The sequence below is a fragment of the Kitasatospora sp. NPDC034533 genome, assembly GCF_055575155.1.
In genome coordinates, this window is record NZ_JBVITE010000017.1 from 25,922 (window position 1) to 47,931 (window position 22,010).

27 protein-coding genes are annotated in these 22,010 nt (G+C 74.1%); all 27 read right to left on the reverse strand.

The window, feature by feature from the left end; translation table 11 throughout:
* Nucleotides 1-16: 16 nt before the first annotated feature.
* A complete protein-coding gene (locus ACZ55U_RS15105) occupies nucleotides 17-463 on the reverse strand; it encodes a hypothetical protein (protein ID WP_465526333.1) in 447 nt (148 codons plus the stop codon).
* The gene (locus ACZ55U_RS15110) at nucleotides 460-1,308 is read right to left on the reverse strand and encodes a DUF317 domain-containing protein (RefSeq protein ID WP_465526335.1); all 849 of its coding nucleotides are present in this window, start codon (nucleotides 1,306-1,308) and stop codon (nucleotides 460-462) included. The genes ACZ55U_RS15105 and ACZ55U_RS15110 overlap by 4 nt, the downstream gene beginning before the upstream one ends.
* Before the next feature lie 8 nt (nucleotides 1,309-1,316).
* The gene (locus tag ACZ55U_RS15115; RefSeq protein ID WP_465526337.1) at nucleotides 1,317-2,222 is read right to left on the reverse strand and encodes a winged helix-turn-helix transcriptional regulator; all 906 of its coding nucleotides are present in this window, start codon (nucleotides 2,220-2,222) and stop codon (nucleotides 1,317-1,319) included.
* 45 nt (nucleotides 2,223-2,267) lie between these two features.
* On the reverse strand, nucleotides 2,268-2,618 hold the full coding sequence (locus tag ACZ55U_RS15120) for a hypothetical protein (protein WP_465526339.1): 351 nt from the start codon (nucleotides 2,616-2,618) through the stop codon (nucleotides 2,268-2,270).
* Nucleotides 2,619-2,631: 13 nt separating this feature from the next.
* The gene (locus tag ACZ55U_RS15125; RefSeq protein WP_465526341.1) at nucleotides 2,632-3,264 is read right to left on the reverse strand and encodes a DUF4913 domain-containing protein; all 633 of its coding nucleotides are present in this window, start codon (nucleotides 3,262-3,264) and stop codon (nucleotides 2,632-2,634) included.
* A gap of 102 nt (nucleotides 3,265-3,366) precedes the next feature.
* The gene (locus ACZ55U_RS15130; protein ID WP_465526343.1) at nucleotides 3,367-4,599 is read right to left on the reverse strand and encodes a DNA cytosine methyltransferase; all 1,233 of its coding nucleotides are present in this window, start codon (nucleotides 4,597-4,599) and stop codon (nucleotides 3,367-3,369) included.
* Nucleotides 4,596-5,051, reverse strand: a complete 456-nt coding sequence (locus ACZ55U_RS15135; protein ID WP_465526344.1) for a hypothetical protein — start codon at nucleotides 5,049-5,051, stop codon at nucleotides 4,596-4,598. Before ACZ55U_RS15135 ends, ACZ55U_RS15130 begins: the two co-directional genes overlap by 4 nt.
* Before the next feature lie 134 nt (nucleotides 5,052-5,185).
* Nucleotides 5,186-5,731 (reverse strand): hypothetical protein, encoded by a 546-nt coding sequence (locus tag ACZ55U_RS15140; RefSeq protein ID WP_465526346.1) that lies wholly within the window; start codon nucleotides 5,729-5,731, stop codon nucleotides 5,186-5,188.
* Between the two features lie 56 nt (nucleotides 5,732-5,787).
* Nucleotides 5,788-6,318, reverse strand: coding sequence for a hypothetical protein (locus tag ACZ55U_RS15145; protein WP_465526348.1), 531 nt, complete (start codon nucleotides 6,316-6,318; stop codon nucleotides 5,788-5,790).
* A 58-nt stretch (nucleotides 6,319-6,376) separates the two neighbouring features.
* On the reverse strand, nucleotides 6,377-7,051 hold the full coding sequence (locus ACZ55U_RS15150; RefSeq protein WP_465526350.1) for a hypothetical protein: 675 nt from the start codon (nucleotides 7,049-7,051) through the stop codon (nucleotides 6,377-6,379).
* On the reverse strand, nucleotides 7,048-7,581 hold the full coding sequence (locus ACZ55U_RS15155; protein ID WP_465526352.1) for a hypothetical protein: 534 nt from the start codon (nucleotides 7,579-7,581) through the stop codon (nucleotides 7,048-7,050). The genes ACZ55U_RS15150 and ACZ55U_RS15155 overlap by 4 nt, the downstream gene beginning before the upstream one ends.
* 71 nt (nucleotides 7,582-7,652) lie before the next feature.
* A complete protein-coding gene (locus ACZ55U_RS15160; RefSeq protein ID WP_465526354.1) occupies nucleotides 7,653-8,123 on the reverse strand; it encodes a hypothetical protein in 471 nt (156 codons plus the stop codon).
* A 156-nt stretch (nucleotides 8,124-8,279) separates the two neighbouring features.
* Nucleotides 8,280-9,212: a hypothetical protein gene (locus ACZ55U_RS15165; RefSeq protein WP_465526356.1), complete on the reverse strand. Its 933-nt coding sequence runs from the start codon at nucleotides 9,210-9,212 to the stop codon at nucleotides 8,280-8,282.
* A gap of 26 nt (nucleotides 9,213-9,238) precedes the next feature.
* On the reverse strand, nucleotides 9,239-10,396 hold the full coding sequence (locus tag ACZ55U_RS15170) for a DnaB-like helicase N-terminal domain-containing protein (RefSeq protein ID WP_465526358.1): 1,158 nt from the start codon (nucleotides 10,394-10,396) through the stop codon (nucleotides 9,239-9,241).
* A gap of 2 nt (nucleotides 10,397-10,398) precedes the next feature.
* On the reverse strand, nucleotides 10,399-11,070 hold the full coding sequence (locus tag ACZ55U_RS15175; RefSeq protein WP_465526360.1) for a hypothetical protein: 672 nt from the start codon (nucleotides 11,068-11,070) through the stop codon (nucleotides 10,399-10,401).
* Nucleotides 11,071-11,125: 55 nt separating this feature from the next.
* Nucleotides 11,126-12,571, reverse strand: a complete 1,446-nt coding sequence (locus ACZ55U_RS15180; RefSeq protein ID WP_465526362.1) for a DNA cytosine methyltransferase — start codon at nucleotides 12,569-12,571, stop codon at nucleotides 11,126-11,128.
* A gap of 183 nt (nucleotides 12,572-12,754) precedes the next feature.
* Nucleotides 12,755-13,111 (reverse strand): hypothetical protein, encoded by a 357-nt coding sequence (locus ACZ55U_RS15185; RefSeq protein ID WP_465526364.1) that lies wholly within the window; start codon nucleotides 13,109-13,111, stop codon nucleotides 12,755-12,757.
* Nucleotides 13,112-13,301: 190 nt separating this feature from the next.
* Nucleotides 13,302-14,135, reverse strand: a complete 834-nt coding sequence (locus ACZ55U_RS15190; protein WP_465526515.1) for an adenine nucleotide alpha hydrolase family protein — start codon at nucleotides 14,133-14,135, stop codon at nucleotides 13,302-13,304.
* A 68-nt stretch (nucleotides 14,136-14,203) separates the two neighbouring features.
* Complete coding sequence (locus ACZ55U_RS15195) at nucleotides 14,204-15,976, reverse strand: type IV secretory system conjugative DNA transfer family protein (RefSeq protein WP_465526517.1); 1,773 nt, start codon at nucleotides 15,974-15,976, stop codon at nucleotides 14,204-14,206.
* A 145-nt stretch (nucleotides 15,977-16,121) separates the two neighbouring features.
* On the reverse strand, nucleotides 16,122-16,742 hold the full coding sequence (locus ACZ55U_RS15200; protein WP_465526366.1) for a hypothetical protein: 621 nt from the start codon (nucleotides 16,740-16,742) through the stop codon (nucleotides 16,122-16,124).
* Nucleotides 16,743-16,756: 14 nt separating this feature from the next.
* Nucleotides 16,757-17,203, reverse strand: coding sequence for a hypothetical protein (locus ACZ55U_RS15205; RefSeq protein ID WP_465526368.1), 447 nt, complete (start codon nucleotides 17,201-17,203; stop codon nucleotides 16,757-16,759).
* A complete protein-coding gene (locus ACZ55U_RS15210) occupies nucleotides 17,200-17,670 on the reverse strand; it encodes a hypothetical protein (RefSeq protein ID WP_465526370.1) in 471 nt (156 codons plus the stop codon). The genes ACZ55U_RS15205 and ACZ55U_RS15210 overlap by 4 nt, the downstream gene beginning before the upstream one ends.
* A gap of 12 nt (nucleotides 17,671-17,682) precedes the next feature.
* Entirely contained in the window at nucleotides 17,683-18,180 is a 498-nt protein-coding gene (locus ACZ55U_RS15215; RefSeq protein WP_465526372.1) for a hypothetical protein, read from the reverse strand.
* 307 nt (nucleotides 18,181-18,487) lie between these two features.
* On the reverse strand, nucleotides 18,488-19,528 hold the full coding sequence (locus ACZ55U_RS15220; protein WP_465526374.1) for a hypothetical protein: 1,041 nt from the start codon (nucleotides 19,526-19,528) through the stop codon (nucleotides 18,488-18,490).
* 148 nt (nucleotides 19,529-19,676) lie between these two features.
* Nucleotides 19,677-20,627: a hypothetical protein gene (locus ACZ55U_RS15225; RefSeq protein WP_465526376.1), complete on the reverse strand. Its 951-nt coding sequence runs from the start codon at nucleotides 20,625-20,627 to the stop codon at nucleotides 19,677-19,679.
* A 190-nt stretch (nucleotides 20,628-20,817) separates the two neighbouring features.
* On the reverse strand, nucleotides 20,818-21,195 hold the full coding sequence (locus tag ACZ55U_RS15230) for a hypothetical protein (RefSeq protein ID WP_465526378.1): 378 nt from the start codon (nucleotides 21,193-21,195) through the stop codon (nucleotides 20,818-20,820).
* A 106-nt stretch (nucleotides 21,196-21,301) separates the two neighbouring features.
* Nucleotides 21,302-21,859 carry a hypothetical protein gene (locus ACZ55U_RS15235; protein WP_465526380.1) on the reverse strand — a complete coding sequence of 186 codons (558 nt, stop codon included), beginning with the start codon at nucleotides 21,857-21,859 and terminating at the stop codon, nucleotides 21,302-21,304.
* Nucleotides 21,860-22,010: the final 151 nt, after the last annotated feature.

Here is a 22,010-nt window from a genome sequence, read left to right on the forward strand (position 1 = left end):
GGTGCGGGTGGCGGGATCAGCCGGGCGGTGCGGCGCGCAGCGCGGCGGCGGCGGCCCCGAGGTGGGCGCTCGCGCTGGTGAGCAGCGCGCCGGCGCGCAGGCGTCCGGCCTGGGCGAGCCCGGCGGCGTCGGTGACGGTGCGGTCGGGGGAGGCCAGCTGGTCGAGGACGGTGGCCATCGAGCCGCCGGCGGACAGCAGGGCCTGCTGCGCCTGTTCGATCCGCGCGAGCGAGCGAAGGTGGGCGCCGGTGGGCGGGTCGGCGGCGTCCACGACGGCGGCGGCCGAGGCGCTGACGGTGGCGAGGTGGACCAGGATGCTCAGCAGGTTGCGGCTGAGCAGCCGCACCGGGTCCAGGGCGTGGTGGGGCAGGTTGAGGGCGCGGGCGAGCGCCTGGACCTGTTCCGACTCCTCCTTGAGGTCGGCGGTCAGCAGCGCGGTCGCCTCGTGGCGGTCGGTGGTCAACGGCTCCTCCGGGGGGCTGCGGTGGCGCTCTGGACAGGGGTGACGACGGTCGCGGCGGGACCTGCGGCCCGGGCGGACGGCGAGGTCTGGCGGGCCGCGTCGGAGCGGTACGGGTCCGGCCCGATATCCAGGTAGCGGTGCAGCGCGTTCGGCAGATCGGCGCTGCGGCGGCGGGCCGGGGACTCGGCGGCGAGGCAGCCGATGACGCTCTCGACGAGCGCCTCCGGGCAGTCGCCCACCAGCTCGGCCTCCCAGCCCTCGCCGTCCAAACCGACGGTGACCAGCCAGGCCTCCTGGTCGGGAGGACACAGGACCTCCGCGAGATGGTCGGGCGAGGTGACCCGCGTGACCCCGCGGCCGAGGGCGTCCGCGTCGTCCCACCCGGCATCGGACAGGCAGCGGAGCGCATCGTCGAGGTCGGAGCGGTCCGGTGCCCCTTCCTCGCTGACCATGGCGGCTTCGGCCAGCGCCTCGGCGGCCGAGGCCAGGACCTCGTCGGGGGTCTGCGAGCTGAACGACGCGTGCCAGCCGGGGCCTTGGGCGGTGAGCGCCTCGCGCTGGTACCGCTTGTCGGCGGGGTCGTGCAGCACCACTTCGACGCCGCCGCGGGAGAACATGTGGCCCTGGTCCCGCGCGGCGTCGGCCCAGGACGCTTCCTGGAGGACCCTGCGGGCGCGGGCGACGGAGGTGAGCGAGCCGAGAGCGAGGTAGGCGGGCCGGACGCCGACGGTCCGGCTGCTGCGGGAGGGGTCGGGAAGGTCGGGCCTGACCCGCGGCTTCGGCTTCGGGCCGGAGGCGGCCGTGCGGCGTGCCCGAGGGGCGGACGGGGTGGTGGTGGAATCCATGGGGGGCCTCAGCGCCGCTTGGCGGCAGTGGAGTTGGAGACGAGGGGGGCGGGCTGCGGCGGAGCCCCGTGGCTGAAGACGAGCGAGGCGGTCGCCGACCGGACGGAGGCGGCCTTGGCGCGCGTGGCGGCCAGTTGCGACGGCGACGGCGTCACGGCCGGGGCTGCGGCCTTGGCAGGGGGCACGGGCGAGGGCTTCGCGGGGGCCTGACGGGCGGGCGCGGCGGGAGCGGTGGTGCGCGCGCCGGCGCGGCGGACGGTCGTCTCGGAGCGGGGAGGCGCCGGGAGGTGGCGCTGGGCCCAGCGGCCGATGGCCTCCAGCGGATCGGCGAGGGCCTTTCCGGCGGTGGTCAGCCCGTACATGTAAGTGCGGCGTTCGCCGGTGCGCTCGACGATCCCGTCCGCCTCCAGCTGCTGCAGCCGCTGGTAGAGGCTGCTGGGGTCTATGCCGGCCGGCAGGGCGTCGTCGAGGATCTCGCTCGGGTAGGCGGGCTCCCCGTAGGCGGCCAGGGCCATCACGGTGGAGACTGTGTGTGCCCGATTGAGCGTGGCCAGGGCCTGCTCGGTGTAGGCGCCCGGGCCGGTCCCGAACTCCGGGACGCCCTGGTGGGCGGAGGCCCAGCGGGTGATGGGGATCTGGAGGTAGGAAACGGCCTCGCGCCCCGCCCGGGTGGAGGAGACGACGGTTGTGCCGGCCTCCTGTCGGCGGGTGATCAGCCCGTTCTCCTCCATCGTGTCGAGCCGCCGCTCCAGCTGGGCTTCGGTCATCCCGTGGGACTTCTCCGCCAGTTCGGACATCGGTCGGGTGCCGTCGGCGAGCTTGAGCAGGCGCAGGATCGAGATGGTGTCCTGCGGGCCGAGGACGGACACGGCGGCCTGGATGCGCTGGGCCTGGGCAAGGGAGGAGGAGGGCATGATGGTGGTCCTTCGCGTGGAGGAAGACGGGCGGCGGCGGCCGGGTCAGGCCGCAGAGGCGTCGGTGAGCAGCTGCAGGCGGCGGGCGGCCGTGTTGTAGACCTGGTGGCCGCTGCGGCGTCCGGCGGCGAGCAGGTAGATCTCGCCGCAGCCGGAGGCGGCCCGGGGCGGGCGCTCCTGGCAGACCAGGCGCCAGCAGTGGTCGTGGTCGAGGTAGATCCGGCGGCAGCCGGTCAGGTCCCATAGGCCGCGCCGGCCGAGGAGGGGCCCGCGCTGCTGGCAGCGGACCAGGCGGCGCAGGTGGTCGACGGCGGCGTCCTGCAGGTCCTGCGGGAGCTGGTCGAGGTCGGTGAGCGCCGCCGGGTGGGCATCGAAGTCGAGCAGGGCGGCGGTCACGGGCGGTCCTCGGCTAGACGGAGATGCGGGGCACCCCGGGCTGGGGCAGGGAGTCCGGGTCGGTGTGCGGCGGGTGCGGCAGAAGTCGGTGGTGCGGGTGGTCGGGGTTGGTGGTGCACGCGCCGAACGGCCCGTCCGGGGCACGGAGCTTGAGCAGCAGTGGCTCCAGGTGGTCGCGCTGCCACACGCTCGGTCCGGTGGCGCCGGAGCGGGAGTCGGTCAGTTCCTGCCAGGCCAGCCAGCAGTGGTAGATCCGGGCCAGCGCCTCGTCGTGCTCGGGCCACCGGGCGCACCAGGGCCTGCCGCTGGTGATCTCCTGCCCGTAGACGCTGAGCAGGATGTGGTCGACCCACGGCGCCATCGTGGCGACCTCGGCGGCCAGCGCGTCGTCGTCGAAGGCGAGGATGGTCAGCGACACCGCGTCGGACTCCTCCGGTGTGCCGTCCGCCTCCGCGGCCAGGGCGTCTTCGACCAGGACCTCGGACGCGGGATCGGCTTCGTCCTGCTCCTCGGCGAGGCGCTCGGCCACGATGGCGATCGAGTCGCGTTCGGCCTGGAGGCGGGCCAGGGTGGCACGCCACTCGGCCACGGTCTCCGGTGAGAACGCCGGACGGCCGGGCGGATCGGCGGGCGTAGGGGTGGACAAGGGCGGCTCCTGGGAAATCGGTCGTGCGTCGGTGGAAACGACTCTGCCCGTCGGCCAATCCCTTGCTCAGGAGCTATGCCATGGGGTATGGCCACCTGGAATTCACGGGAGAGGCGCCGGGTGGTTTCCGCAGAGAGGAATATCGGGTGTCAGCAACTCGGTTGCCAGTGCGGCCTGTTGGGGGACGACTCCGTTTCCCAGGGCGGTCAGCTGGGCGGATCGGGAAAGTGGCGTGACCTGCGTCACATGGCCTTTTTTGAGGCCCATTGCCCATTCGACGAATTCCGGGGAAAGACGCCCGCGGGAATCCACGGGATCGGGCGCCGGGCGGGTTATTCGCTCCCAACGGGTGATAGCGGCGGCGTACTCGCCCCAGCGGGCCGCGGCGGCGGCCACATCGGCAGCTCCGGCTGCGGCGGGGGCGAGGCGAGGCCCTTGCGGCCGGTCCTGGAAGGGCCCCCGGAGGCGCTCGCCTTCGAGGTCCGGTGCAGCCTCGCCGCCGCGCTCGGCAGGGTCAGATCGCCCCGACTCCCGCGCTGGTTGGGGCCTCCCTTGGTGCCGTCGCTCGCCCGCGGGGTCGGCAGCAGGTGCTCCACCAGATCGCTCAGGTTCGGGCCGTGGCCGCCGGCCCGCCGCAGCTCCGGGTGCTGGGAGCCGCCGATCGAGCCCAGATTCGAGGTCGGGGTGAGCAGCAGCGTGACCACGTGGCCGAGGTCCTCCCGCCCGGCGTCCGGGCCCCGGGAGTCCCTCGCCCTCGGGGTCGGCAGGCCAGGCGGCGATGAAGACCCGCTCGCGCCGATGGGGTGCTCCGACGTCGGATGCGCGTAGCACCTGCCAGCGCGCGTCGTACCCTGCGAAGGCCAGGTCTGCGAGTACGGCACCGAGTGCCCGCAGATGACGCTCATCTCCGGTGTCTCCCAGACACCACGGGCACGGTTCCACGTCGCCATCGGTATGCGAGCGAGCGGGGGTCGAGAGCAGGCCTCGGACATTCTCCAGAATCACCAGACAGGGCTTGAGAGTTGATATGGCGCGGGCGATGGTGTGCCACAGCCCGGAACGGGTGCCCTCGGCGAGCCCGGCCCGGCCCCCGGCGACGGAGACGTCGGTGCACGGGAACCCGGCGACGAGGACACAGACCGGCTCGACATCGGTGAAGTCGACCTCGGTGATGTCGCCCAGGTTCGGGACGTCGGGCCAGTGGTGGGCGAGGATGGCGGCGGCGCCGGGCGCCGGGTCGGCGTGCCAGGCCACGGTGCCGCCGAGGACGGACTGGACACCGAGGTCGAGGCCGCCGTAGCCCGAGCACAGCGAGCCGATGCGAAGACCGGTCATCGCGACGCCTTGACCCGGGCGCCCGTCGGCAGGGCCCTGGTGTGCGGTGCGGCGGCGACCGAAACGCCTGCGGGAGCCGCCCGCCGGGCGAAGGCGGAACGCACCCGCGCGGCGCCGGCCCGCAGGCCGCTTCGGGCGGGGGTGGCGGCGCGCTCGGCGGTCAACTGCAGGCCGGTGGCGGCGCGGTCCAGGACCAGCTCGGACCGCCGCAGCGCCAGGTGGTATCCACTCGGATCGGCGGTCCAGGTGGAGCCGGTGGCATGGTCGCGCCAGATGTTGCGGCTGGCGGCGGCGAGGTGCTGGTCCACCTCGGCGAGCCCCAGGGCGGCGTCCCGCAGGGCCAGTCCGGCGCGATGGGGCGCCGTGCCGGGAGAGCGGGACGCGGTGAGGTCCGCCGCGAGCGCGACGACGGACAGGTGGATCCGGCGCAGCGCCTCGATGTGGGTGGGCACCAGGTGCAGGGCGTCCGCTCGGCGCAGGGAGTCGAGGCCGGTCCGGGCGACGCGTATGCGTTCGGCGGCACCGGACAGGGAAGCGGGCAGGTGGGTTTCGGGGGAAGGCAGGGACGGACTCCAGGAATGGGGGATCAGAGCCGCTTGGTCATGGAGGGGCCGGCCGCGGGCTGGTGGCCGGGGCGCGCGGCGTCGGGACCGGTGCGGAACGTGCGGGCGAAGGCGGAGCGCAGGCGGGCGGCCGCTCCGCGGGAGGGGCGGTCGGCCTCGGACACGGGGCGGGTGGACTTGGCGGCCGATCGGGGCGCCGGGCCGTTGTCGCGCAGGTGGCGGGCGGCCAGAGCGAGCGTCTGGGCGGCGTCCCGGTACAGCCACTGGGCGTGCTGGCAGGCGAGGCGCGTCGGTGTGAGCTGGTGTGTGTCGGCGAGTTCGAGGACTTCGCTGATCCGCTGCAGCGCCACCGCCGACATCGAGACCGCCCGGGTGGTGGCCCGCCGTTCGCGGCGGGCGGCGGCGGCCTTCTCGGGCGCGGCGAACGCGTCGCCCGGCGCCAGGGCGGCGTCGGCCAGTCGGCCGTGGAGCAGACGCAGGTGGACCAGCTGCACGCCGACGGTGTCCGGGGCGGGCAGCGGGCCGTGCGCGGGTACGGCGGGCCAGGAGGCGGCGACCTCGTCGAGCATCGCCGCGAGTTCCCACGCGGTGGGGTGCGCGGTGGACAGAGCAGGGCTCCTGAGGGTCAGTGGCCCCGGCGCAGCGGGATGACCGGTGCCGTGGGGCCGGCGGGTGCGGGGTGGGCGCTGCTCGCGGGCTGGGCGCTGACGATCCGGGACCGGGCGGCGGCGGCCGAGGCCTGAGCTGTGCGGCGCCGGTGCAGTTCGTCGGCGTGCAGCGGGACCACCGGTGCCGGGGCCGAGTCGGTGAGCAGATCGGCCACGGCGCTCAGTTCGAGGGTGGCCGTGGCGGCCAGGGCATCGGCGTCGGCGAGCGCCTGCTGGACTCCGCGCGCGCCGCCCGGGTCGAGGAGCCGGGTCGCGGCACCGGCCACGGCGGCCAGGGCCTCACCGGTGCGCGAAGCGGCGGCGGCGAACGCGGCGAGGGCAAGGCGGTCGGCCTTGGGGTCGGCGACCCGGAAGAGGTACTCGTCCGACGCCTCGGCGGCGATTGCCACCAGGTGGGTCATCGGCCACGCGGCCTGGGAGGGGTGGTCGGTGATCCCGGGAAGCGTGCGGCGTACGGCCTCCAGCCGGTCGGCCAGCGACCGCATCACGGCCGTGGGGTCGGTGTCGTTCAGGGCACTCCGATCGTCAGGGGGGACACGGCGTCAGTTACCGGCGAGGAGCGGTCGAGGTTGGTGGTGCGGCGGGCCGGGAGGCCCGGGACTGCCGGGCCGCCGTACCGGCCGCCTCCTGGTCGGGGCCCGGGGTGAGCGCGTCAAGGGGCGCCAGGCCCCTGGCCTTTGCCCGGGCGGCGCCTGCCCGGGGCGTGGGCCCGGTGGGGTCCGCCACAGCCTGCTGTTGCTGCTCCAGCTCACGCGCGCGGACCTTGCCGAGCCCGGTGCGGAAGCGGCGGATCGTGGCGATCACCTGGGTGAGATCCGCGTCGGCCGAGGCAAACTGGGCCGAGACGCGCAAGTCCAGACCGGCGGATTGGAAGCGCGAACGGTACTGGCTGCGAGGCCTGCTCTGGTCGGCCAGGTCGCAGGCGTCGTCCAGCAGTTCGGTGAGCTTGTGCAGGACGGGGCTGGTGCGGGTGGCGGCGAACGCGGGCCCCCAGTCCTCGCCGTAGTTCGCCGGCGCCGGCCCCGCGCGGTGCGCCAGCTCGGCGCGCAGCCGGGACGCGAAGACGACGTAGTCCGCCAGGGCGCCGATGTCCCGGGCCAGGAGGTCCGGCCGTTCGGCCCGCGGCCGTCTCGCGGTCTGGCGAAGGCCGCGACGGATGACGGCGAGGCGGTCGGCGAGGTCGGCCAGACGCTGGACGTCCTCCTCGCGGATCTCGGTCATCGGCGGCGGCCCGCGGCTGCGCCCGGCTGGCCGACGGCGGCCGCAGGCGCCGTGGCGGAGGCGGTAGGGGTGTGCTGGGGGCGGGCGGTCGCAGGCGCGGCAGTGGCCGACAGCCGTCCGCTCAGCGCCACCAGCTCGCTCCCCGCGGCACCAGCGGTGCTCCACCCCTCGTTGACGGCGCACAGCATCTGGTACTTGAGGCGCTGCTCCCGCTCCCGACCCTCGGCGTCGTCTTCTCGGGCCGAAGGTGTGTCGTCGACGAGGATGGCCAGGGCCTGGGCGAGGTGGAGGTGGACGGTGGCGGCTCGCGCCCGCCCGGTGCGGAAGGCCGACGCCGCCGCTGCCAGGCGCACCGGGTCCTCGGTCGCTGGGAGGGCTCCGAGGAGGTCGTGCATCCGGGCCGAGCAGTGCCGCATCACGGTCCTGGCGTTGTCGCACTCCTCGGAGATGGCCTTGATCATGTGGGAGCGGCCGGCTACGCGGGTCGCCTGGCCGAGGTTCTCCGTGATGAGCGTGAAAACGGCGGCCAACTGCGCCAACTCTGCTTCACAATCGATGGGTTGGTGCTTCGTTCGGGAAATGGGTGGCTCCTGGGGTGAGGCTAGCGGTGGTGTGCCGCGGCCGGGGCGGGGGCCGCGGCGGAGCCGGCCGACGGGGTGGTGGGCGAGGTGGGGGCAGGCGCCCCGGCCGTGCGGGCGAGGGCGGCCCGGTTGCGTACCGGGGGCAGGGCGGCGGAGCCGCGGCCCGAGCGGGCCTGCCGGCGCAGGGTGTCGCCGGCGTCGCTGAGCGCGAGCCGGGTATGGGACAGGGCGAGGTTCAGTTCGCGTCCGGCGCGCTCGCGGACGGCTTCGGCGTTCGGGCTGTTCAGGCCCGCGACCTCGTGGAGACGGGCGGACAAGGCGACGGCACGGCTGAGGGTGGACATCGCCCGCCCGACCTCGGCGCCGGCGTCGGCCAGGGCGCGGGCCGTGGCCCGCCGGGTGCTGTCGGCACCCGGTGACGACGCCAGCACGGCGGCGGTGGCGACCAGGTGGGTATGCCGGTCGCCGATGTTGCCGACGTGCTGGGCCAACTCGCGGACACCCGGAGGGCCTTCCTCCCGGTAGGCGCCGGGCAGAGCGTCGGCGACGGCATCGATGGCGTCCGCGGCGGCCCGCAGGCGGGTGGCTTCGGGGCTCGGAGGTCGGGGAGAACTCGTGGAGGGCAGGGCTGGACTCCTTCGGAGGGGCTAGCGGGAGCGGGTTGGGGTGGGCCGGGTGGGAGGATCGGCCAGCCGGGCCGGGCGCGGGAGGGCACCGGCGGTGGAGCGGCTGATGATCCCGCGAGCGGTGGCGGCCGCCGCGCGGTCGGAGGCGGTCGGGCCGGCACTGGCACGGCGTACGGTGAGCAGCTGTTGCGTTTCGGCGTCGGGTTGGGCTGCCTCGACGACCAGGTCGCCCGGGCGAAGGTCCGCGGCGCTGACCCGGATGACTGCGGCGCTGCGGCCGTGCCAGTCGGGCAGCCAGCCGAGGGACTGGAGGGCGTCCTCCAGGGTCATGGCGTGGTGGTCCGTCAGGTTGCGTAGCGCCTGTTCGGGAATCTGGCTGAGCCGGGCCCAGTCCGGTAGGCCCATCCGGCGGCCGAACGCCGCCCATGGGGCGCCGCTACCGAGGCCGTTGCGGTGGACGGGCTCCTCGGTGATCGCCTGGCGGGCGGACCAGCCGGCGTCGATGCGCCTGTGGATCGTGGTCGCGGTCGCGTTGGCACGCGGGTCGACCGCCCACATGTGGACCGGCTTGGTCTCGCCGAACGCGGTCAGCGGCTGGTCGTCCCTGGCGGATCCGGGGCCGAGGGCGAGGGCGTCCTCGATGCTCAAGTCCTGCATGGCGACCCGGCGGTAGAGCGTGTGGTAGGTGGTGCCGATCTGCTCCGCCCAGCCGCGCAGGGTCATCGTCCGGCCGTTGTACGTGTACTCGGGAAGCGTCTGGTCGTGCTTGTCGGTGCCGATGGCGCGCTCCGGATCCCAGCCGAGGGCCAGCCGGGTGCGCAGCGCCTCCTTCTTGACCATGCAGCGGGGGTCGGCGGCCCAGGCGCGCAGGCTCTTGGTCTCGCCGAAGGCCTCGATCTGGCCGCGGGCGAGTTCCCAGTTGTAGCGGCCGCGGCGGGTGTCGGGCGGGATCACGGGTCGTGTGGGCTGTTCGGGGTCGGTCAGCGGGTGCTCCTGACAGGGGATCCGGGCGGTGCCGCGGCTTCGGCCGGCGAAGCGGGCGCGGTGCCGCGAGGGACGATGGCGGGTATTCGGGTGCGTGCGGCCTCGCGCCGTTCGGCGCTGCCGGGCGGCGGGTCGGCTCGGGCCGGGAGGCCGTTGGCGGTGCGCCAGCGATCCTGGACGGCCTCGGCGAGGCCGAGGGTGTGCAGCGCGCAGCCGAGTAGACGGGCGGCCGGCAGGGAGGCGTCCCGGGTGAGGAGTCGTACGACGCCCGCCGACGCGGCGCTCTGGCGCAGGACCGAGGCACGCAGGACCCGCTCGCCCCAGTACCGCGGATCACCGGTGAATCCGCCGCGGGTGGCCGCGCGCACGCCGTCGGCCGTGATGGCACCGGAAGCGATGGCACCCTGGTGCTGCGCTTCCCAGAGCACGGTCAGGGGGTCGATCGGCTCGTCTCGGCGGCCGAGGGCGGCCAGGGCCTGGAAGACGGCGCCGTGGCCGCGGTGGAGGAAGTCGCCCGGGCGCAGCCACCGGGTGATCTCGTCCAGTGCTGCGGGGGCGGCGGTGGCGGAGGCGAGCAGCGCGGTCTCGTCGGTCGCGGTCGTCTCGCGGACGGCGTCGGTCAGTTCGTGTGGCCACGGGCCGGGCAGCGGTCGGGGCCGTTCGTCCAGGGCGCCCCAGAGGTCGGCCAGGTCGTGGAGGGCCTGGCGCAGTTCGCCGGTCAGATTCAGTACGGCGTCCGGGGCGTCGGTTCGCGCGGCGTGTTGGAGCCGGTGCGCGCGTTCGTGGACCTGGCGGCGGATCGATGCCTCCAGCACCATCCTGGCGTAGGCGCGGGCGTGCCGCGGGTGCGGGCAGGCGGCGACCAGGCTCGCGCCGTAGCCCGGGCCCAGCCCCCGGCTGGCCGTTCCCGCCGTGGCCAGAGCCCCCAGTGCGAAGTCTCGGAGCTGGCCGTCGTCGGCGCCGCTTTCCGCGCCGGGGTGGCCGGCAGTCCGTTGAGCGAGCAGGACCTCGTACAGGGCGGCGTGGGCGGGACGGCGGAAGTGGGCCGGCTTCAACCACGGGGCGACCGAGGCGAGTTCCGTGGGTGCCAGGAGGAGTGCGCCGAGCAGGGCCTGTTCCGCCTCCATGCTGGGGGCGAGTCCGGCGGCGGTCACCGTCACCGTGTCCGTCGCGCGGAGGAGGCGGCAATCTGGAGCGGTGCGGCGCGGTCGCGCACGGGAGCGGGAGGACCGAGCGGGGCGAGCCCGGCGACCAGGTCGGTGGCGGAAAGGGGTGGGGTGGTGCCCGCGCGTGCGTCGATCCGGTCGAGCCTCTCGCCGTTGAAGAAGGACGGGTAGGCGATGTTGGATTTCAGGAGGCGGTAGCGGTTGCCGCAGCGTCGGATGGGGTCCTCGATCAGCCGGGCGGTCCTGGAGCCGGGGCGGGCGAAGCCGTAGTCCCTTCTGGAGATCAGCCCTTCGACCCGGTCACCGGGGCCGACGTTGTACGGGTCGTCCGGGACGGACCGGTAGTCGGCGACGGCGCGTGGATCGGCCCCTTGCCCGACCAGCCAGCGCCCTGCCCACCCGAAGGTCGGCGACCTGCGGGCGCGGACGCGGCAGCGCTGGGTGTCCGGGACGACCCCGACGTGGACGGCGAGCGCCCGGTGCATTCCGGGAGGACCGCCGAGCGTGTCCCAGTCGAAGGCCACCAGGAAGTGCTGGTTGCCCGCCTGGTGGGAGCTGACGACCTCGAACAGCTCGGACTCCAGGGCCAGGTACACGAGGGCGGCCTCCGACGTCGGGTCGTCGGGCGTCCAGCCGCGCAGGGCCTGGGCGATGTCTTTCACGAGCCTCCTGCTCGGATCGGGGGTGTCGGGATGCTTCCTGGCGGATCGAGCGTCGTCAGCGGGAAGGCTTCGCCGGGCGCGCGGGCACTGCAGCCTCCGTGGGCGCGGCGAAGGCGTCGAGCCCCGGCAGCACCGGTGTTGCGGAGACGATCGCGGCGCCCCGCCGGGCGTGGCTGGCTGCCACGGACCTGGCGGCGGCGGCCTGGCTGCGCGGGCCGTAGAGGGTCGCGAGGTAGCGGCGCACCGGGTCGTGCGACGGGCGGCGGACGAGCGGCCCCAGGACCCGGGCCGCCTCGATGGGGGACACGACGTCGCCCGCCTGCTGGAACTGGGCCGAGGGAGATCCGACCCACGGGTGGTCCGCCGGCATCCCGACCAGCAGCGCGACCTCTGCCAGCCCGAGCCGTCGCTGCGGATCGTGCGCCCAGTACGCGCTGCGGGAGCGGCCGGTGACGGCCGGAGCGGGCCGGTCCGCCGACCACTCGTTGCCGCCCGGGGTGGAACGGTTGCCCCGGGTGTTGACCCGCACACCCGCCGGCCAGCCCAGGGCCTTTGCCGCGGTGCGGGCCGGAACCGGATCGACGGGGTCAACGGGGTTGAACATCACGTAGCGGTGGCGGGCGGCGACGAGGTAGGTGCGGCGGCGGTGGGAGGCGAGGCCGACGTCCGCCGCGTCCAGCGTCCAGTGGGCGGAGTCGCACCAGTCGGCCATCTCCAGCACCTCGCCGATCGCGTCCGCGACGATCGCCGGCAGCGCGCTGGACTGCTCCATCGCGAGCCATTGCAGGTTGTCGTAGCAGGCGGACAGGCTCAGCGCCCAGAGCGCGGACTCGGCCACGAGCCCGATGCCCGGGTCGGTCATCCTGGAGATGGGCTCGCGGGCGTCGTTGCGGGTGATCAGCGGGCCTGTCCACCCGCAGTTGCCGTCCCAGACCGGATCGGTGCAGACCAGGCAGCTGTCCGTCTCGTCGCACTCGCCGTCGTCGTGCCAGTGCCCGAACGTCGCCTCCAGCGCCAGGGGCAGCATGTCGAGCAGCAACTCACGGTTCTCGTAGGCATGGCCCTGCCGGAGCCCCGCAGGGCTCCAGGTGATGCAGGGCGCGCTGACGATCAGGCCCTCGACGTACCGAAGTGCCGGGTGGGTGGGGTCGAGGTGGCGGACATCGGCGACGACGCGCCGGAAGCCGGCGGCCCTCGCGGTGGCCGCCGCGTTCTCGTCCAGCTCGACGCCGACGACATCGAAGGGCGTGCCGCCGTCGGCGAGGATCTGGAGACCGACCTCCCAACCACCCGGCCCCGCGAAGAGGTTGACGATCCTCGGCGGGTCGCCGCGTCGCGGCGGGTACAGCCAGGAGACCGGCCAGGGGTGCGCGAGGGCGACCAGCTCCCGGTGGGACCAGGGGCCCGTCTGCCGCAGCTGGGGGAACCACGCCGGATCCCCGGCCGTGGAGAGGTTGGGCCACCGGCGGGGCGGCAGGGACGTGTACGCCTGGCGCGTCACCGCGTCCGGCCTGGTACGGACGGCGTCGGTGCGGCGGGCGATTTGCTGCAGGCCGGTGGTGGTGCCGTCCGGCAGCGGATGGATGAGACGCAGGGCCTTCGCCTGGTCGACGGCGGTGTACGAGGACGTCAGTAATGGTCTCCAGGTAGGGCGGGTGTGGTGGTGGCACCGACCGCGTCGAGGTCAGAGGCCGTGTCGCCGTGGGGGTGGGCTGGGCGTGGACCCGGTTCGGCTCGGGAGGAGGGGGTCCACGGCGGCCGGTGGGGCGAGCAGGTGGCTGGAGTGGGCGAGCGCGGGATGGTGTCGGCCGGGTGGCGGTGCGAGCATCTCGGCTGCGAGTTCGGTGAGTTCGGCGCCGATCGCCTCCAGCCGCTTCCTGGCCTCGGCGAACTTCCTGGCCCGGCCGTTGTCGTGCCGCTCCCACAGCCGGTCCTCGGCGAACTCGAGGAAGCGGTGCAGCTGGGCGAACGCGCCGTCGTCGTGGTCGACGACGTGCGCGACGACGCCGGCGAACTCGACCGGTCCCTCCGTCGATGCCACCAGGTCGGCCCAGTGCGTGATGCTCGATCCGGGCGGTGTGGTCGGCGGCCGGTGGCTGCGGGCCAGCGCCGAGGCGAGACCTGCGCCGAGCAGATCGTCCTCGCCCCGGGGGCGTGGCCGGCCGTCGTGGCCGTTCTGTTCGATGTCGGGTTGTCGGAAGACGATGGCTGGCTCCAGAGGGGAGGGTTGATCAGGACACGGGGTCGCCGGAGCGGCAGGAGTACGGCGAACACCCGTCGGCGGGGCCGAACTCGGCCTCGTCAGCGGCGAGCTGCTCCTCCAGGGCGAGCTGCTCGCGGCGAGTGAGCCGGTCGATGGGTGCCTCGTCCAGCGGCGTCCGGGACCGGTGCAGGTAGGCCTGGCCGAGCAGCGGTCGGCCGTCGGCGTTGGCGCGGGCGTTGCCGGCGCGGATCTCGCGGTCGAAGGCGACCACGTCCTCCCACTCCGCCGGGTCGCCGTCGCGGATCGCCCTCCACTGTGCGTTGCCGTGGTACGGGCATCCCAGGCAGCTGCTCTTCGGGGTGCTCTCCAGGCCGTGCTCGGCGAGCAGGCCCAGGCAGTCGCCGCGACTCAGACCCAGCTCGATCAGGGGGAATCGGTTGCGCGTGTATTTGACGTCGGCGTCCTTCGCGCGATGGAACTCATCGGTGCTGATGCCGATCCACTGTTCGGCGAAGACATCGGCCGGTATTCGTGCCGGATAGGGGTATCCGAGGATTTCCCGAACCTGCCGCTTAATGGGCTTTATTTTATATTCGCCGGTGCATTGGCGGCGCGTCATCCCAGGTGAGCCGTCCCGGTTCAGGATGTAGAGCGGCATGCTGGCGAAGCGGTGGGACGGGTCCAGGGCGTCGGCCCTGATGTTACCCGAGGAAACCCGGAGGATGGGTATTCCGGCGGGTTTCGCTATTTCCCGTTCGACGCGGTCGAGGTGTTCGTAGACCTTCTTCGGCTCCCAGCCGGTGTCCGCGAATATCGCGTAGTCGAGGCGGGGCAGCTCGCCGAGGGCGGACAGCAGCAGCAGGGTGGTGGACTGGACGCCGGCTCCCAGCGACAGGGTGCGCACGGTCGGGGTGCTCGTGGTGGCGGTGCTCACGCGGCGGCCTCCGCCTTGGCCTTGGCCCGCGCGGTGATCGCCGCGGTCTGCCGGGAGGAGGCCTTGCCGATCACGTCGGCACCGGGCTCCTTGTACCAGGGCCGAAGCTGGAGCAGGGCGGGCTTGATGCCGGTGGCGAAGAGCAGGGCGCTGCCCTTGCGTAGGGCGCGGATCTGGTCGGCGGGCAGGATCCGCTCCTGCCGCATCGAGATCGAGGTGGAGCGCCCGGACTCGGACGTGGAGTGCGAGACGGTCTCGACGTCGTGGTCACCGACGAGGCGGCTCAGCTTGTCGGCGAAATCCGCATCATCGATGCCGCTGCCGACCAGCTTGATCGTGGCCGCGGACCACATGGCGTCCATACCGACCTCGCCCCAGACCCGCTGGCCCTGCCGATAGGACTGGAGGATCGTGATCGGGATGACCCCGCGGGAGCCCAAGTGCGAGTAGAGGTCCGGGAGATCGCCGATTTTGCAGACATTCGCCGCCTCGTCGAGGACGCACAGCAGCGGCGGGTCGAGGCGGCCGCCGTCGCGCTCCGCCTGGATGACCGCGGTGCGCATCACGCTGTCCGCGGCGGCCGCGATCAGTGCCGAGGCGCTGCCGCCTCCGTCCTTCGACAGCAGGTACAGGGTGTCCTTGTGGCAGACGAAGTCGGCGGGCTTGAACTCCGGCAGGGTGTCGCTCGGGGTGACCCAGGCGGAGATCTTCGGGTCCAGCAGGCAGGCCGCGTACTGGCGTGCGGTCTCGAAGATGCCGTCCCGTGTCTCGACCGCACCGCTGACGGTGCCCTGCAACTGGGCTGCAATGGCGGTGAGTTGGTGTTCCTTGAGGATGTCGATCGGGGTGCGGTCGGCGGGCTGCGCGAGCCAGCCGAGCACGTCGGTGATCGGGCGCCCGTCCGCACCGGCCGCCAGGAAGAGGGCGGTCAGGGTGTTGGCGGCGGCGGTGGACCAGAAGTCGCCCTGCTCGTTCTCGTCGACGGACGCGGTGACGAAGTGCTGGGCGAGGCGCCTGGCGCCGGGGAGGTCCTTGGCGTCGGCCAGCGGATCCCACCACATGGCCTGCTCGGTGTGGGCGATCTGCTGCGGGTCCATCGTCCACACCCGGCCGGCTGCGGACCGGGCGTCGAGCGTCACCGTGAACGCGTCGCCGGCCGCCTTGTTCGAGGTGAGCAGGACGGGGCCGGGGGCGCGCAGGATTGACGGGACCGCCAGCGAGGTGGTCTTGCCGCTTCGGGGGGCCATGATCGCGACCGCGACGTCCTCCCAGGACGTGCGGACCTCGGGTCCGCCGTCGCCGAGGTTGCCGAGGAGGATGCCGGTGTCGTCGGCCTTGATGGACCCCGGCTTGGCGTCGGCGAGGCTGGGCCGCAGGCTTCTCGCCTTGGCCGAGACCTCCTTGGGCAGCAGGACGGCCAGGTCGCGGCTGGTGGCAAGCCCGGCGGTCTTCTTGGAGCGCCGGTGCTTGAGGATCAGGGCCGTGCCGACGGCGGCCAGGGCGGCGAAGAGCGCGCCGGGGACGATCCGGGCGCCGATCAGGACCTGGAGCGGGCTGAGTGCCGGCCACAGGCGGTCGGGGTGCAGGGCGGCGGCGACCGGCTGGTACGGCTGCCAGGGGCCGCTGCCGAAGCAGTAGTTGGTGAAGTTGCCGCCGACCCAGGCGAGGGAGCCATAGGTGGCGAGGGCGAGGCCGGCGCCTATGAGGGTGTAGAGGACGGCGTCGGTGCCGGGGCTGGAGGAGGGGGCTTTGGGGGAAGGGGAGGGCAGAAGGGGGTCCTTGCGGGAAGCCCGGGCGCGGGGGCGGGGCGCGCGGGCGTGGGGAAGGCCGCAGTCGTAGTGCGGGCCTGGGGACGGGCTGGCGGCGGCGCGGTGTGGTCACGCCCTTGCGACCGGAGCCGGGGAAAGCCGCTGGTCAGCGGGAGGGGGACACCGGCCGGTGCTCCGGGGCCCACAGCCGGGAGGCGGTGGCCGGCGTGACGGAGGTGACGGGCCGGTGCCCGGTGCGCGCGGCTGCGGCGCGGCGTCGGCCGCGGTCGAGGTCCGCGAGCTGGCAGGCGGCGAGCGCCAGGGCGTGGTCGCGGTGAAGATCCGGAACGGTGGCGTCGGCGCGCATCAGCGGGGCGATGATCCGAACCTCGTGGCTGCCGGTCCGCAGCGCGATCCACCGGCACCCGGCCGACGGGTCGCCGGCCGGGACGATGCCGGTGGCGGCCAGGACCCGGCGGGCGGTGGCCGACCACTGGGCGTCGGTCAGGCGAGGAGCATCGGGGTGGTCACGGATGGTGCAGTGCCACACGTCGCGGCTACGGCCCGGGCGCGAACCCGCCTCCGGGCGGTGCTCCCGGAGAAGGGCATTCAACTCGTCGGCGAGCACATCGAGTTCGCGACTCCCCGGAGGTGGGATTTCGGTGATCTCGCGCCAGGCGCCGATGACGCTCAGCGGAGGTCCGCCGCCCGGCCGGCGCAGGGCATGGTGCCGCGCGGAGGCGAGCAGGTCGCGGGTGCTGGCGTACCGGGTGATGGAAGGGATCAAGGAGGAACGTTTCGTCACCGCCCTCGGGAGCGGTGTGGTGCGGGGGTGAGCGGTGGCGCGGCGGGGGTGGGCGGCGTCTGTACTCGGTCGGCGCCGGGGGCCTGGGTGGTGGTGCGTGCGGCGGCGGAGCGGATGCGGGCCGGGACGGCGGTGAGGTCGCGGATCTGGGCGGGCAGGTCGGTGAGGTCGGCGCCGGCTTCCCAGATCTCGTCCGCGGCCCGGCTCAGCGGCTGCCAGAGGAATTCGCCGCCGGGTCGGGCCTTGGCCCATCGGCTCGCGGTCGCGACCACGTCGGACACCGCTTCGAGGGTGCCGCCGTCGCGGGTGATCTCCTGGAGCAGGCCGGCGACTTCGACGGGATCGGCGGAGTCACGGATCCGTGCGGCGACCTCGCGCAGGCCCGCAGTGAGAAGGGAGGCGAGAGAGCCCGAGGCCGTTTCTTCCTGCGGCAGCCGGTTCACCGTGTCCTGCCGGAGGTGGCGGTCGGCGCGGCGGGCACCGCGGCGGTCGGTTGGACGGAGCGAGGGGCAGGCAGGCTCTGCGGTGCGGCGCGCTGGGCCGCAGCGGCCCGGGGTGAGCGGTCTGCGGCATCGGAGGGGAAGTCGAGGCCGAAGCCCCGCAGCCGGGCGGCTATCTGCTCCAGGTGCAGCCTCAGCAGGACGGTGGTGGCGCCGGCCTGGCCGAACTGCTCGGCGGCGGCGCGGGCGGAAGGTGCGGGGCTCGCGCCGCCGCTGGCCTCGGCTGCGCGCAGCAGGGCCTCCTCGATCTCGTGGAGCAGGGGTTCGAGCAGTTCGATGGGGCGGGCGATGTCCGATGGAAGGGCGCTGTCGGCGAGGGAGTCGCCCAGGCGGCGCACCGCCCAGGCGGCGACGCGGGCGGCTTCTGCGTCGTCGGGCCGGCTGTGGGAGAGCGCGGTGGTCAGGCTCACATCACTCCCTGGCTAGAACGGGTTCTCGACGACGCGGTCGGCATCGGTGGCGGCGGTGAGCAGTTCCGGCAGGTCTGCGGGGGAGGATTCGCGCTGGTCCACCCACCAGCCGGCGCGGTCGATCGTGCGGGCCAGGTCCTCGACCTCCTGCCACCGTTCCTCGGTGAACTCGCCCTCGGTGACGAGGGTTTGGTAGGCGCCGGTCACGAGCTGGTGGCGGCAGCGCTCGCCCCAGGGCAGGATCGCCGCCGGGCCGGACAGCGGCGGCATCCGGTACTGCTCGGCCCAGTCGGCGGCGGCCTGCTGCTCCTGGGCGCGGCGGGCGGCGATCCAGGCCGTGCGCTCCTCGTCGCGGTCGCCTTCGCGCTGGGCACGCCAGCAGTCGGTGCAGTCGCGTCCGGCGAGCCAGCGGGCGTATCCGGCCCGCCGGTCGGCCGGCCTGGTGCCGAGGTCGTGCTCGTGTTCGTGTCCGCAGGCGTGGGTGACAACCCACCGGGTCTTGACGGCCATATTGTCTGGTCTCCTTGGCAGTTGGATGGATCAGGGGGGTTACGGGTGCGTGGTCGGCGCGGAGCTGCGGGCCAGGACGGCGGAGACGGGTTCCGGTTGGACGGCGACGGTGTACCGGCCGCGTCGGAGGCGGGCGGTTGCCCGGCCGACGGCAGGGAGGTTGTCGTCCTCGGGGCGGCCGGTGACCGGGGCCCGGTAGAGGCCGAGGGCCGGCAGGTGCTGCCAGCCGGTCCGGGTGAGCAGCGGGGCCGGGTCGATCGGCAGGCCGTGGTGACGGCGGCGACGATGTGAGCAGGAGGGGTGTTGGTCAGCGGGCGTGGATGCTGTAGGCCCGGCGCGGGTCGACGGGCTGCGCGGCGGCCTCGACCGGCTGCTTCCCGGTGACACGGCCCAGCCGCAGGCTGGTGGCGGTGGCCGCCTGGGCGCGGGCACCGAGTTCGGGCGCGACGGTCGGACGGGCGGCCTGGGCGGTGCGGGCCGGGGCGGCGGCGGAGATCGTGGCGAGATCGCGGCGGACGCCGCCGAGGGTGGTCTGCGCATCGCTCAGGACGGCGGACACCTGCGCGGGGTCCAGGGCCTGCGGGTCGTCGCGCAGCTGCTGGCCGAGAGCGGCCAGGATCTCCTCGATCGCGGCGAGCGTCTGCTGCCGGTTGGCCAGCAGCGCGCCCATCCGGCTGTCCCTGCCGGCCCGGTCGGAGGCCGGACGCAGCTGGGTGGCGAACGGATCGAGGCCTGCCACCGGCGTCGGGGGACTGGCCTCCTGCTTCGGTGCCGGGAAGACCCGGGTGGCGAACGGGTCCTGCGCGGAGTCGTACGTCTCGGCCGTGTCGGCGATCTTGATCAGGTGGGTGCGGAAGGCCTCGCCGGGGTCGCCGGGAGCGTGATCGGGGTCGAACTCCGCGTCCGAGGAGACGGTCAGCCCTGCAGCCCGAAGCCGGGCAACGACGTCCGTGGCCCGGTCGATTCCGCCCGCCTCGGGCCGGGTCAGGGAGTACAGGTGCGGATGCGTCGCCACCCGGTAGAAGCCGGCCTTCGCCAGGAGCCGTGCTGCGTCCGGGCTGTTGGTGGCGTTGGTGGCGGCGATCCCGTGCTCCGGGTGGCGGCCGACGGTGACGTCCGGCTGCTGCCCGGCGGCCGGCGGCGGGGGCTGGGGCAGGACGCGGCCGGGGGTGACGACCGGGGAACCCGGGGCGGCGGCGAGGGAGGACGGCGAAGGGTGGCCGGGGTGCGTGCCGGGGGTGTAGTCGAAGGAGGGATCAGGGCGGACCTCGGCGCCGGTAGCGCGCAGGGCCGCCACGGTCTGCCGGGCGTGGAGGATCAGGCTGTCCGTCCGGCCGGTGAACGCCATGTTCGTGCTGCCGGGGACCGGGGTGAACCCGTAGTCGGCCAGCAGGCGGCGCTGGCGGTAGGTGGCGTGCTCCAGACCGGAGGCGGCGACGCCATGGTCGGGGTGGCTGAAGATGCGGATGGCGGGGCTGTCGCTGATGCGTGCTCTCCTAGAGCGTGGCGGCGGGGGAGGGGGCGGCGGTCAACGCCCGGGCGGCGGGGGCGGCCTGGATGATCGGGCCCGCCGGCAGCCCGAGCGCGGAGACGGCGCTCGCCGCGGTCGCGCGGGCGCTGCGCGTGGTGATGATCGGCGCCTCGATGACGGTGCCGTTGCCGGCCAGCGCGGCCTGGACGGTGGACAGGCTCTCGGCCAGCGCGGTCGTCTGGTGGTGGGCGATGCTCACCTGCGCGCCGAGCACCTCGCTCTGCTCCGGAGGGAGCCGGTCGACGAACGCCCGTGTGGAATCGAGCAGTTCCAGGAGGTTGGGCAGTGCCCCGACCCTTGGATCGAGGGCGGTGTCGAGCACGTCGGCCACGTCCCGGCTGTCGGTGAGGCTGCGGAGGTTGACGGTTTCGACGGCGAGGTCCTCGGCGGCCTCGGCGAGCCGGTCGGCGCCGACCGGCGCAGCCGCGAGACCGACCGTGGCGACCTGCAGGCCCAGGCCCTGCAGGACCAGGCTCGCCCGCGCCGCCGTTGTCAGGGCCTGGCGCTCGTCCGCGTCCGCGGGCGGCAGGTAGATGTCACGGTCGGGCGCGCTGCCGTCGTAGCGCCAGCCGAAGGTCCGCAGCACCTCGGGCACCAGGCCCTCGGTGGAGTCCGTCGCGGTCGCCACGACGATCCCGTCCTCCGGGTGGCGTGCGAAGACCACGTCCACTCCGGCCAGCGGCATCGTGGGGGAAGTCTGGGAGGCAGGTGCGTTCACCGAGTCGGCCCGGTGGAGCCAGGCCGCCTGGGCCGCGCGGGCGACGGCGTCCGGGCCGCCGAAGACGTACTCACCGTCCTGTGGGCCGGGAGCGGCGCCGTTCTGCATCAGGAGTCGGTGGGCGCTTGCGGGAGCGTCGGGCCCGAGCCGGGCGGTGATGGCACCGTCCGGGCCCGGACCGAAGGAGATGTCGGACAAGGAGGTCCTCAGCTGTCGAAGTGGGGGGTGGACCGGCGTCGGCGGCTCGCCTCGGCGGACGGGAGCGCAGCGGTGCCGGGGGTCGGGTGCCGACCGGGCGCGACACGCAGGGAGGCTGCAGCGGCGCTGGTCCGGACAGCTGTCGGCGGGCGGGTGTCGCAGGTGGCGGCTTCGGATCGCCGGGCGGCGCTCACCGGTGCCGGGTGCAGCCGGTCGTGCTCGGGAGCGGTTGCGTGGCGGGCAGCGGACGGTGCCGCAGTTCCTCGATGCGGGCCAGCAGGTCTGACTCGGCCTGGTCGCGGGCGGTGGCGGCGTCCTCCAGGATCTCCAGCTGGTCGGACAGGTCGGCGAGCAGTCGGTCGTCGACCCGGCGCTGTCGGTCGGCGCAGATCACGAGCCGTACGCGCTCGAACGCGACGCGGGTCTCGGCTTTCACCAGTACGCGGTGGGCGTCCAGCACGCGGGCGACGCCAGCCTCCAGACGGGCTTCCTCGGCGTGCAGTACAGCGATGCTGGTGCCGAGGGCCGCCTCCACGCGGTGGTCCAGACGAGTGAGGCAAGCAGGCAAGACAACTCCAGAAAAACGGGGAACGGGTGAAGCGACGGGCGCCCGGTAGATGAGCCGGCCGGGAATCACCGGGGAAAGGCGCGGGGCGGGCGAAGGCCTAGGTTCGTCAGCGGGCCCGACCGGCGGCCGGGCGGGGCAACCCGGCCGGGTCGTGTGCGCCGGTCGGCTCCGCGGCCCCCACGGGGCCGGCCGAGCGGACGCGGCCGGAGAAAGCCCGTGCTGCTGCCGCGGCCGGGGACGGCGGGGCCGTGATGGGCGCCCGGCGTCCCGGCGACCAGAGCTCGGAGTAGTCGCTGACGAAGGAGGTCGGATCGGTGGACCAGGGAACCACCGGGCCCTGCTCGTAGGTGCTCAGGCCGATCACCTCGATGCCGTCCGGGCGCAGGACGTAGGCCCAGCTCAGGTAGGCGGCGGTGTCCTGGGTGACGACTTGCCTTCCCGGGGGCGGGCTGTCCGGGAAAGGGCGGTCGTCGGCGCTGTACTGCGAGCTGGGGATGGAGTGCGGGCCGATCAGCTCGGCCCGCACCGCCTCGGGGGCGCCGTCGAGCAGGTCGATCCCGATGTCCCTCCAGCCGATGGCAGGGGTGTCGATCAGGTGGTGGGACAGGGCCTCCACGTCACCGCCGAAACGGTACTGACGGGCGCTCAGCAGCAGGGGCAGCATGTGGCTGGGGTCGCCGTCATACTGGCAGTCGATGCCCTCCCAGCCGGTATCGGTCGGACGAGCGAAGGCAGAACGGGTAGACAGGAAACACTCCTCGGGGTTCGCGGATCGGAGGAGGCTCCGAGCGGGCGGCCGGACGCCACTGCCGGGC

Excerpts from the sequence above, each read along its gene's own strand:
- ACZ55U_RS15220 (WP_465526374.1), bottom strand. The coding sequence starts at position 19,528 with ATGGCGTTCACCGGCCGGACGGACAGCCTGATCCTCCACGCCCGGCAG.
- ACZ55U_RS15150 (WP_465526350.1), bottom strand. The coding sequence starts at position 7,051 with ATGACCGAGATCCGCGAGGAGGACGTCCAGCGTCTGGCCGACCTCGCC.
- ACZ55U_RS15110 (WP_465526335.1), bottom strand. The coding sequence starts at position 1,308 with ATGGATTCCACCACCACCCCGTCCGCCCCTCGGGCACGCCGCACGGCC.
- ACZ55U_RS15235 (WP_465526380.1), bottom strand. The coding sequence starts at position 21,859 with ATGCTGCCCCTGCTGCTGAGCGCCCGTCAGTACCGTTTCGGCGGTGAC.
- ACZ55U_RS15140 (WP_465526346.1), bottom strand. The coding sequence starts at position 5,731 with ATGCTCGACGAGGTCGCCGCCTCCTGGCCCGCCGTACCCGCGCACGGC.
- ACZ55U_RS15115 (WP_465526337.1), bottom strand. The coding sequence starts at position 2,222 with ATGCCCTCCTCCTCCCTTGCCCAGGCCCAGCGCATCCAGGCCGCCGTG.
- ACZ55U_RS15130 (WP_465526343.1), bottom strand. The coding sequence starts at position 4,599 with ATGACCGGTCTTCGCATCGGCTCGCTGTGCTCGGGCTACGGCGGCCTC.
- ACZ55U_RS15215 (WP_465526372.1), bottom strand. The coding sequence starts at position 18,180 with ATGGCCGTCAAGACCCGGTGGGTTGTCACCCACGCCTGCGGACACGAA.